Here is an 11,119-nt window from a genome sequence, read left to right as displayed (position 1 = left end):
TTGAACTTTTACAATATCCGGCTTTTCGTCCATTAAAAATACCTCACCATTTATTTTGATGAGGTAATCATATCGCTTATTGTGGACCGAGAGAATACGGTCGGTTATTTACTGCTTACCATAAAACAAATAGAACGAAAGATATAACGCATCCTAACTATTATTACCCAACCAGAATAGAATTGTATCCACTTCAGAATTCACAGAAGTAACCGTATAGATCTGAAATCCAGTCTGGAGCAACAGCTCGGGGAAATGCTCAGCCGTCAAATTCTAGTTAGCGATTTATCGCTTACTAGAAGGCCGAGCTTGGAGACTTTTTCCGGTCTTGAAAAAGGCTTCAAGTCGCGCCGACAGCGTTCCAGCGTTTCCCCGAGCTGTTGCGGAAGACGGCATCTACCCACCACACAAACAAAAGAACCACACCACTAAAAATTGTTAGGAAAGCATAAAAATCTTCACAAGAGGTGTTGTCTTTTCATACCTCTACCTATTATAATCATATTAATATCTTTTTAATTTTTTAAAAAGATACCAAAAGTTAAATTATTAGGAGGAACACACTGAATGCAAGACGAAAATGTCTATGGATCAACTTCGTCCGAAAATTCCGACTCGGATCATGTCCCGATACACGATTCAAAACAAATGTGGGAATTAACTGAGGATGAATTAATCAAGCTATATCAAACTGATGCTGAGGATGGCTTGAGTGAGGAACAAAGTCAACAAAGACTGAAAGAACATGGTTTGAATGAACTGGAAACGAAGAAAACTTCTAAATTTGTCCAATTCATCAAACAATTCAATAACAGCATCATTTATATTTTGGCCGCCGCTGCCATCATGACTTTCTTTATGAGGAGATATTCCGACTCAATTGTTATCGGACTAGTCATCATCGCCAACGCTATTATCGGCTATATTCAGGAACGCCAAGCTGGTAATGCTTTGGAAAAAATCCGTGAGCTATTGGTTTCTAAAAACTTCGTCTTCCGTGGTGGAGAAAAGCTAGAACTTGATTCACGGCAATTAGTCGTTGGTGACTTAGTCAACCTTGAAGCAGGAGATTCCGTCCCCGCCGATATGCGTTTGATTTCAGCCGATAATTTAGGAGTTCAGGAATCCGTTTTAACTGGGGAAACTAATCCAGTGGAAAAAATTGAGGAACCAATCACTCAATCAGAATTACCGCTAGCTGAAAGACAGAATATGGTCTACGCCTCAACTGCCGTAACTAGTGGTTCCGGTTTAGGTATCGTAGTCGCAACTGCTGGTGATACCGAAATTGGTCAAATTCAAACTTCGGTGGAAACTGTTAAAGAAAAACCAACTCCATTGATGCAGAATTTGAACTCGTTAGGATTTGGCTTGTCAGTGGCAATTGTCATCGCTGCGGTTTTACTATTTATCATCGGTTATTTCCTAGATACATATAGCCTACCAACTCTATTGATCTCCGTGATTACTATGGTCGTAGGTTCCATGCCCGAAGGCTTGCCCGCTAGTACTTCCGTTGTTCTCGCCATGGGAACACGTAAAATGACTAAGCGAAACGTTATCGTCAAGTCCTTGCCAGCCGTTGAAACTTTGGGTGCGGTTGATATCGTTAATACTGATAAAACTGGTACTTTAACTAAAAACGAAATGACCGTCAAAAAAGTCGTTACTCCCGATCACACTTTCGATGTAACTGGGGTCGGCTACGATGCGGACGGTGGAGTCGATTTTGAAGGTAGTCTGAAATTAGACAATCAGGCTTACGACTGGAAAAAAGATTCCAACATGAGTTGGCTAGTCAATATTGCTGGTCAAACAACTGACGCACAACTGCATTTTGAAAACAATCGCTGGGAATTAAACGGTGAACCAACTGATGGTGCCTTAACAACGCTTTATCGTAAGATGACTGGTGTTGACCCTGAAGTTGACGAAATTGATTCACTACCATTTGATTCGGCCTTTAGATATTCGGCTCGTTTGGCTAACTTCAACAACCAACGTGTCTTGATGGTCAAAGGTTCTCCAGCCACAATCATTAATTTAAGTAAAGATTCAACTAATGAAAATTATTGGAATCAAACTATCAAAGACCTTTCAGCTGACGGTTTACGTGTCGTTGCTTTAGCTTATAAAGTTGTCGACGACTCAGTTGAAATGATCGACACTAACGACATCAACGATTTAACTCTCGTTGGTATGGTTGGTATCATCGATCCACCTCGTGAGGAAGCCCGTGCTTCAATCCACGAACTAAGAATGGCCGGCGTTAAAGTTAAGATGATCACTGGTGACCATCCCGATACAGCCTCAGCCATTGCTAAAAAGCTCGATCTCGATTCAGTCATCAGTGCCATCACCGGACCTGAAATTGACGCCATGTCCGATGATGAACTAAAAGACAAAATCGACGACTATAACGTTTTTGCCCGTACTACTCCAGCTAATAAATTGCGAATCGTGCGTGCTCAACAAGCTAATGGCCACGTCGTTTCCATGACTGGTGATGGTGTCAATGATGCCCCTGCCTTAAAACAAGCCGATATTGGTGTAGCCATGGGTATCAAAGGTACCGAAGTTGCTAAAGAATCTGCCAATATGGTCTTAGCCGATGACGACTTTGCCGATATCGTTGTGGCCGTTCGTGAAGGTCGACACGTCTTCGATAACATCAGAAAGACAATTCGTTTCCTATTACCAACTAGTTTTGCGGAAGGCTTGATCGTTGTGATCAGTATTTTAATTGGTCAAGACTTGCCACTTTATCCCGCACAACTACTTTGGATCAACATGGTTTCCGCCTTGACGATCCAATTTGCCTTCATCTTCGAACCACCAGAAGCTGGAATCATGGCTCGTGGACCTAGAAATGTTAAAGCTGGACTTCTAACCAAACTCGATACCTTCGAGATAGTCTACGTTTCCTTCTTAATTTCCGGATTAGGAATTTGGGCCTTCGACATGTTAACAAGCAAAGGTATGCCCGAAGTTCTCGGAAGTACGATGGCCTTAAATATTATTATCTTTGGTAAAATTTTCTATCTATTTAACCTCAGAAATAATTATCCAGTTATCTCCAAGTACTTCTTCCAAAACAAGATGGCCTTCTACATCATTGGTATCTTGATTCTTCTTCAAATGGGAATCATCTACTTACCATTCATGCAAGATATTTTCCACACAACTAACATCAATTTCGCCTACGGCTGGGGAATCCCAATCATTGCCGGAATTATCGTCTTGATTGTGACCGAACTAGGAAAATACATCAGAATCCATCTCTTACGTCAAAATTAATCAAGAAAGCCAAAAATTATGGATATCACAACATACTGGCAACAGTTCAAACAGAGTCATCCCGAAGTCACAACTGATGAATACGAAGCATTTTCATTAGGTGCCGAAGATGACCTTCAACAACAAGATCAATTAGCAAAATTAGTCTACGACGGCATAAAAACCGCCACAACTTCCGCATACGACCTCTACAAACAAGACGAAACAGACCCCTTACCAAAATTTGGTGAGTATGGGATCATTTTAGATGGTCACCACCAACCAGTCTGTGTCACCAAAACAGTCGTAGTAGAAACAGTGCCCTTCTTACAAGTTTCCGCCGAGCACGCTTATCACGAAGGTGAAGGTTCCAGAACCTTAGAAGAGTGGCGCAAAGTTCACTGGGATTTCTTCAAGAGAGAGTATCAAGAAGAAAACCACGAATTCAACGAAACTTTACCTTGTGTTTGTGAAGTCTACGAAGTTGTTTATCGCTAATTTTAAAAAACCGGTTAAATAATATTAATCGGTTTTTTTGTTTGTTTTGGTGGTGGTAGTATGCCGCTCCTCCGCAACAAAGCTGATTGGGCTGGAACGATGTGGGCCGACTTGGAGCCAATTTCAAAACCGGAAATTGTCTTCAAGCTCGACCTTATTCTAAGCAATAAATTGCTAAGAATAATTTCACATCTGAGCCCATCAGCTTTGTTGCTCCGGTGCTGAATAACGGATCTATGGAGTATTTATATTCCATTTTTTTAGAAATAGTCGTTCTCTTGGAATTAACCGATGTTCTGACCTTTTTGGGGTTATATTTGTAATTTGTGTCACTCCACGTGAGATAACAGTTTTTAAGTTAGAGATTTAAAAAAATTTATATTATTTATTCAAATAAAACATTCTATAATAGATTTGTATATATTTTTCTGGGGGGATAAATATTATGAAGAATACAAGAATAATCAAAAAATTATTATTTTCAACACTTGTTATGAGTGCCATTGCTGTACCAGCTGTTTCTAGCCTTACAACTGTACATGCTAACTCGAATGATGACTATATTTGGGCTATTTTGGAGGAAGGCTCAAAAAAAGCACATGACAATTTTGCAAAACAATTTACACATTTTCCAGGTAATAATTCACCTTATGTGCCGAATAGTAATTCATCAAGTAATGCAGCAGATAAAAATGAAAATAATGGTGTATCTAATTCCGACAGTAGTTCCACAAACATGAATAGTAATTCAACTGCAATTGTTCCAATCAAAGGAATCGTCACAGTTAACAATCCTGGAAGCTATACACATATTGTTGCTTTCAGTGGGCAAGATTCTGATTTGCATACATCTTTGATTACGAATAGAGGATTGGCCAATAATACAAGATGGTTAACAGACGAATATAGATATTATAATGGTCACAAATATTACAGAGTTGCCACTACAGAATGGGTAAAGGATACTAGAGTAACTGACTATGTTGAAAGATAACCAATTACATCAATAAAAAAGGATATTACTAAATCACAATAAAATTGCAGATTTAGCGATATCCTTTTTTTCAATTTAATTTAGAAAATTATAACGTACCTAGACTATAAAAGATTCCATTTCCAATAGAAAATGTTCACCAATTTCAGAAATCACAGAAATAACCGCAAAAATCTGAAATCTAGTCTGGAGTATCAGCTCTGGGAAATGCTCAGCCGTGAAATTCTTGTTGGCGATTTATCGCTTACAAGAAGGGTGAGCTTGAAGACAATTTCCGGGTTTGAAATTGGCTCCAAGTCGCCCCACCGCGTTCCAGCGTTTCCCAGAGCTGTTGCGGAAGACGACATCCACCACCATTCCTCAAAAAGAAGTTTGGTTCCTAGTCCCTACATCTTATCCATAGTCTCATTCAATAAAGCATCCACTCGATTGTTGCCGATGTTTGTTGCATGTCCTTTAGTCCACTCGAAAGTTTTCTTAGGTACAGTTGACAAAAGTTGATCCAACTCTTTCCACAATTCAACATTCTTAGGTACTGTCCCATCGGCTTTTTTGAACCCCCGACGCTTCCAGCCATTGAGCCAATTTTTAGTGATAGTATTGAGGACATACTGAGAATCTAAGACAAATATCGCATTTTGTTGGTTGATTTTAAGTTCATTTAATCGTTTAATACTCTGAATTAGGGCCAATATCTCCATGCGGTTATTAGTTGCTCCTAACTCGCCACCTGTTCCCTCAAAGGTTTGGCCGTGATTGTTGATATGATAGGCCCAAGCGGCTTTATCATCATCTAAAACATGTCCACCTTTGACATTACCATGATTTCTTGAACCGCCGTCTGTATAAATAACTACGTCAAAATCGGATATATTTACCTTTTTATTTTTAGTTGCGGTCGTTTTCTTTTGAAAGGAATCACTGCCGCTTAAAAAGGCTTGAGCATCAGCTTTACTAGTAAAACTTTTATAGCGAGCTCCGGTAAATCCGTTGACTTGTTTTTGGCACTCTGGCCATGTCAGATAGATTCCTGGCTTTCTTCCGTTTCGTACTGCATAATATTTTTGCAATGTCATACCTCATTTGGTTAATTTTTCTCAATAATAATTATATAATAATATCTTGTTGGGGTGAATTTATGGAAAATTGGCAGTGGCCGATTCTTTACATCCACGGTTTTCGTGGTGGGGATTATACGACTCAGAAAATGATCGAATCGGCTTTGAAAAGTAATGGTAAAAATCAAGATCAATTCCTCAAGGCCAGTATCGATTGGCGGGGGAAGATCACATACGAGGGAACTTGGACTTTGGACGAACATCCCATTGTGCAAGTAGTTTTCAAAAACAAATGGGTTGGCAGTAACCAAATGGCGTATTGGTTAGTCAAGCTCTTATTTGACTTACGCCTGCAACATAATTTCACGACTTACGATGCGATTGGTCACTCACTTGGCGCCGTCGCATTAGTTTTAGTTAACTTGAAGGAAAAAATGCGTCCTTACATGCCAAGATTAAAAAAATTAGTACTCATCGCAGGTCCATTCAATGGCATTCTCGGTCTCGGAGATCTTCCCAACATCAACCGGATCAAGCCAAATGGTCGACCTGCATTCATGAGTCCGACGTACTTTAGAATTTTTATGAATAAAAATAGTATATCCGATGATCTTCGGGTTTTGAACATTTATGGAAATGTTGGTGATCACTCAAATAGTGATAAATACATCTCCGTTACATCTGCCAAGTCAATTTCGTATATTCTGAAACCAAAAGTTAAAGAATATAACGAATATCTCATTAAGGGGTCAAACGCAGAACACTCAATGCTTCACGACGATTCTGAGATTTTAAAAATGGTCAATGGATTTATTTATTATAACCCACTGCCATAACGTTATATAATTATATTATTCTAGAAGTTTTAACAGAGATTTGGAGGGGATTTCTATCAAAGCTTGGGAACTATTTAAATTAGATTTAAAGAGGACATTAAAATCCAAGCCGGCGACTTTATTGATGCTGGCCTTGGTCATTTTGCCGTGTTTGTATTGTTGGTTTAACGTTTGGGCCTTATGGGATCCATATTCTAACACTAGCGGTCTAAAAGTGGCAGTTTATTCTGCCGATACACCAGTCAAAGTTGAGGGTCAAAAGATTGAGATTGGTGACCAATTGATCGATAACTTAAAGAAAAACAAAAAATTAGGTTGGACTTTCGTCGATTCAAAGAAACAACTCGACCAAGGTGTCAAAGATGGTTCCTATTATGCTGGAATTTACATCCCTAAGACTTTTTCAAAAGATATCATCAGTTTTCTTTCTGGGACAATTAAGAAGCCCAATTTAGTCTTCTCGGTCAACCAGAAAATCAATGCGATTGCCCCGAAATTGACCGAAACCGGGGCGACGACGCTGCAAAACACTATCTCCTCAGAATTCGTGGGGACGATCAGTAAAACCATCACTCAGGCTTTAAATAAGTCTGGTGTCGACTTAAAGGACAATCTCCCAATGCTAAGACGTTTTGAGACCTTACTCTTGTCGACTGACGATAATATCCCTGAATTGCAAAATATCATGGATAAAGTTCAAAAAGCCAATACGATGGTTCCAAAACTAAATAATAAATTAAATGAAGTTAATAATATGTACGGTTATCTTCCATTGTTAAACGAAGATGCGCAAAAAATCGTTAACATCAACAATTACTTACCATTAGCCGATGCTGGTGGAACGGCTGCAACGCAGTTGAAAAATAAGATACCGGAAATTCAAAATGCCGGCAGTCAAATCAATGAAGTGGATTCCGACTTTAGTAAAATCAGTGATTTGATGGGCACTAGCATCACTCAAGTTGAAAATGGTATTCAAGTGATTCAAAAGGTTCAAAATGTCATGCCCGATATTCAACAACTCGGTACTGACGCTAAGAACGCGACTGACAAAGTTTCCAACGAACTCGTACCAAAGATTCAACAAGCTTTGCCAGTCATCAAATCGACTATCGATACTGGTCTATCAATGGTCTATAACCTTGGTAAACAGATTGCAACTTCCGCTGAAAATATCAACACTTTAATCGACAAGATCAAAGAAGATCCAACTAATCAGCAGTTGAAAGCTCAACTCAAGACAGTTATTCAGAATATCAGCACCGACGCAACTCACCTAGCTAAGATTTCTCGACAAGTTGCCTCTTCATTGACTGATTTGCAAAACTTCTTCAACCGCTTGGCTGAACAATTGGGACACGACAAGATCACCCTATTCGACCGCCCAATTCAACACTTAAACGACTTAGCTGCTCTAAACGAAACACTCGCTACCAAAGCTGACGACATCGTCGCAAACTTTGACAGCCTTGATACAACACAGTTGCAGAGCAAACTAACTGATTTACAAAATCACGCTAACCAAGTTGCTGAGGGAATCGCAGCCGTTAAGAATCTCAACATTCTTGATAACGTTTCTAGTGTAGTTACGGATATTAACTCATTCTTGAAGGAACTCAGTTCAACATTGGGTGAATTCAACACTGACATTATCCCTTCTATTCCTGGTTTATTAAATAATACCCAAGGAATTCTCGAAACAGCTCTATCATATCTACAGAAGTACCAAAAACAATTGCCAGCTGTTGGTAACGAGATCCACGACGCTAACCAATTATTAAACGGCAATATGGGTAACATCGTCACTGGAATCGGTCTATTGAACGACTTCTACAACGACGACTACCCTACTTTGAAAAACAAATTGGCTAAAGCAACCTTCTTTGTTCAATATCAATTGCCATCAATCGAAAACGAATTGACGACCACTTTGAACTTGGTCAACTCCAAGACTCCTGAACTAGAACAAGCTCTATCAACTGCCAACGAGTTCGCCGAAAAAGACTGGCCACAATTGAAGAAGGACCTTCATCACTCGGCAACACTATTGCGCAAGGGTAAAAAGGATATCGACTTAAGCGCCATTATCAAGTTGATGAAAAACGACGCCAACAAGGAATCAGATTTCTTCTCTAATCCAGTTAACTTGAAGGAAAAAGACCTCTACGACGTGCCAAATTACGGTTCTGCCAGTGCACCATTCTACTTGGCCCTCTGTATTTGGGTCGGAGCCTTGTTACTATCAAGTGTCTTCACCGTTCACTTCAAGCTAGACGAAAAACAAAAATTCCTCTACACATACAAGCAAAGATTTAACGGCCGTTACTTAACCTTCGGTTTCTTGAACCAATTACAAGCCATCGCCGCTGCCTTAGGTAACCTCTTCATCTTGCATGCCTATACCAAAGAGAAAATTTGGTTGATCGTCTTCTGTATGTTAGTAAGTTTCGTCTTCATCTCAATTTTGTATTCACTAGTCCAAATGTTTGGAACCGTCGGAAAAGGATTAGGAATCATCATCCTAGTCCTCTCCATCTCCGGAGCCGGAGGAAACTTCCCAGTAGTCCTATCAGACGGATTCTTCAGAGTAATCAATCCATATCTACCATTTACATACGCGGTAAATCTAATCAGAGAAGCCGTCGGAGGAATATACTGGCCAAACGCCACAATAGATATCATAGTATTGTTAGCCTTTGGAATCGGCTTCTATCTATTAGGATTGTTCTGTACAGAACCATTGAAACCATTTATGCATAAATTGCATAAGAGCGCTAAGAAGAGCATGATTATCGAGTAGAGCGTGGAAGCCAACGGTTAGGAGTCAGCCGATAGCCTAGCTTCACGAATTGCCCGCCGCACTTTGCGGGCAATTTGGGAAGCGTAGCTATATGTTGACTCCTGTTGGCTGGAACGCGTTTTAGCTATATTGCATAAAACCATGGTTATTCCAAATAGAACCAAACCAATCCCCAAAAGAAAAACCACTATAAAGAAACGGAACAAAAGCAACAGAACCAAAACCAAAAAAGCGTCAAAGAAAAGAAGATGAAAAAAACGCCAAAACTAAAATCATACCGTCCATTAGTAACCGAAAACTTCATCTGGGATTTTCCAAGTCGTCTAAACCTAAAAACTATCAGTGAATTTCTCAATGAAGATATCGATCCAACAACTGAATACATTTCGAATACCGCTAAAGTCACAATGCAAAATACTGGTGTTTACTGGTTTATCCAACAAAAAAACACCGATAAGATTTGTGCTTCAGTCAGTCTATCCGACCCTGATTTCACAAAGCAAACCGCTGCTTTAATGGTAACTTTCAAAGATTTAACTGATGCTCAAAAAGATGAGATTGCCCAAAGACTACTAGTTCTTTTAAAAGATCAACTCGACCTAAAAGAAATAGAAATTAACGAACTCGATCACATAATTCAAGAAAAATTCACAAATAATGGTTATACTATCTTTAATAAGAAAACATTAAAGAGGAGTTAACAATATATGTATGGATATGGTTTCTTTGGTCCTAGCTATTTTCTAGTAATAATTGGTCTTGTTATTAGTTTATGGGCTTCGTGGTATGTAAATCATAATTTCAAAAAGTATGATCAAGTAACAAGTCAAAGTGGTACCAGTGGTGCCCAAGCTGCCCGTTTTATTCTCGACAACGCTGGCTTACAAGATGTACAAATTCTAAGAACTAGTGGTAATTTAACCGATAATTACAATCCCACTAACAAAACTTTAAATTTGTCAGAATCAACTTTTGATTCCACTTCCGTTGCGGCAATCGGTGTTGCTGCTCACGAATGCGGACATGCAATTCAAGATCAAACCGGTTATGTACCAATGAGAGCTCGTGCGGCTTTAGTACCAGCAGTCAATCTTGGTTCCAACTTCTCAATTCCTTTAATTTTATTAGGTGTCATCTTGGGAGCGAACCAAACCTTGATTCAAATCGGTATTTGGCTTTTTGCCCTAGTCGTTTTATTCCAAGTAGTAACTCTACCAGTAGAATTCAACGCCTCAGGACGTGCCATTAAAATTTTAAGTTCCGGTAACGTATTAAACAACGACGAAGTTCCAATGGTAAAACAAGTCTTACTAGCCGCAGCATTAACCTACGTCGCAGCCGTTATTTCAACCGCCTTACAACTATTACGTTTAATAATGATTTTCGGCGACAATCGGAATTAATCACTAATGCAAGATCAAAACACAATAGGATCATTTAAATATTAAGAAAAATAGGTTCTGGTAATCAACACACGATTACCAGAACCTATTTGCTTTAAAACAAAAAAATATTTCAATTTATAATTCTTCTAATCCCTTCGCAAATTGCAAGAACAAGTTAGCCACTCCGAAAAAATAAAAAAAACTTAAGATCTATCAGGATTGGAGTGCCAGATTATTAGTAGCCGCAAGCCAAGGAGAATGCCTCCTGTGGC

General features: G+C 39.2%; 8 protein-coding genes. 7 read left to right on the top strand and 1 reads right to left on the bottom strand.

What is annotated here, in order from left to right; genetic code table 11:
* The first annotated feature begins 648 nt into the window (after window positions 1-648).
* From EGT49_RS12030 to EGT49_RS12020, 3 genes are all read left to right on the top strand, one after another.
* Complete coding sequence (locus tag EGT49_RS12030) at window positions 649-3,297, top strand: HAD-IC family P-type ATPase (protein ID WP_425456281.1); 2,649 nt, start codon at window positions 649-651, stop codon at window positions 3,295-3,297.
* A gap of 18 nt (window positions 3,298-3,315) precedes the next feature.
* Window positions 3,316-3,774 carry an ASCH domain-containing protein gene (locus tag EGT49_RS12025; RefSeq protein ID WP_135374616.1) on the top strand — a complete coding sequence of 153 codons (459 nt, stop codon included), beginning with the start codon at window positions 3,316-3,318 and terminating at the stop codon, window positions 3,772-3,774.
* Between the two features lie 445 nt (window positions 3,775-4,219).
* Entirely contained in the window at window positions 4,220-4,768 is a 549-nt protein-coding gene (locus EGT49_RS12020) for a hypothetical protein (RefSeq protein WP_135374615.1), read from the top strand.
* Between the two features lie 386 nt (window positions 4,769-5,154).
* Here EGT49_RS12020 and EGT49_RS12015 read toward each other — a convergent pair whose 3' ends face one another.
* A complete protein-coding gene (locus tag EGT49_RS12015) occupies window positions 5,155-5,844 on the bottom strand; it encodes a ribonuclease H family protein (protein ID WP_135374614.1) in 690 nt (229 codons plus the stop codon).
* Window positions 5,845-5,906: 62 nt separating this feature from the next.
* On the opposite strand from EGT49_RS12015, the gene EGT49_RS12010 reads away from it, so the two are divergent.
* The 4 genes from EGT49_RS12010 (at window position 5,907) to EGT49_RS11995 (ending at window position 10,865) form a co-directional block, all read left to right on the top strand.
* Window positions 5,907-6,662, top strand: a complete 756-nt coding sequence (locus tag EGT49_RS12010) for an alpha/beta hydrolase (RefSeq protein WP_135374613.1) — start codon at window positions 5,907-5,909, stop codon at window positions 6,660-6,662.
* A gap of 40 nt (window positions 6,663-6,702) precedes the next feature.
* Window positions 6,703-9,462, top strand: a complete 2,760-nt coding sequence (locus EGT49_RS12005; protein WP_179949634.1) for a YhgE/Pip family protein — start codon at window positions 6,703-6,705, stop codon at window positions 9,460-9,462.
* Between the two features lie 248 nt (window positions 9,463-9,710).
* Complete coding sequence (locus EGT49_RS12000) at window positions 9,711-10,163, top strand: hypothetical protein (protein WP_135374611.1); 453 nt, start codon at window positions 9,711-9,713, stop codon at window positions 10,161-10,163.
* Between the two features lie 6 nt (window positions 10,164-10,169).
* Complete coding sequence (locus tag EGT49_RS11995; protein WP_135374610.1) at window positions 10,170-10,865, top strand: zinc metallopeptidase; 696 nt, start codon at window positions 10,170-10,172, stop codon at window positions 10,863-10,865.
* The last annotated feature ends 254 nt before the right edge of the window (window positions 10,866-11,119 follow it).

The organism is Companilactobacillus suantsaicola (genome assembly GCF_004745525.1).
Lineage (GTDB): Bacteria > Bacillota > Bacilli > Lactobacillales > Lactobacillaceae > Companilactobacillus > Companilactobacillus suantsaicola.
Note: the sequence above shows the minus strand (reverse complement) of the source record. Positions and strands in the feature narration are given on the sequence as shown.

Bases quoted from the DNA above. Each gene is read 5' to 3' on its own strand.
- EGT49_RS12020 (WP_135374615.1), top strand. From the start codon at position 4,220: ATGAAGAATACAAGAATAATCAAAAAATTATTATTTTCAACACTTGTT.
- EGT49_RS11995 (WP_135374610.1), top strand. From the start codon at position 10,170: ATGTATGGATATGGTTTCTTTGGTCCTAGCTATTTTCTAGTAATAATT.
- EGT49_RS12030 (WP_425456281.1), top strand. From the start codon at position 649: ATGTGGGAATTAACTGAGGATGAATTAATCAAGCTATATCAAACTGAT.
- EGT49_RS12015 (WP_135374614.1), bottom strand. From the start codon at position 5,844: ATGACATTGCAAAAATATTATGCAGTACGAAACGGAAGAAAGCCAGGA.
- EGT49_RS12025 (WP_135374616.1), top strand. From the start codon at position 3,316: ATGGATATCACAACATACTGGCAACAGTTCAAACAGAGTCATCCCGAA.
- EGT49_RS12010 (WP_135374613.1), top strand. From the start codon at position 5,907: ATGGAAAATTGGCAGTGGCCGATTCTTTACATCCACGGTTTTCGTGGT.
- EGT49_RS12000 (WP_135374611.1), top strand. From the start codon at position 9,711: ATGAAAAAAACGCCAAAACTAAAATCATACCGTCCATTAGTAACCGAA.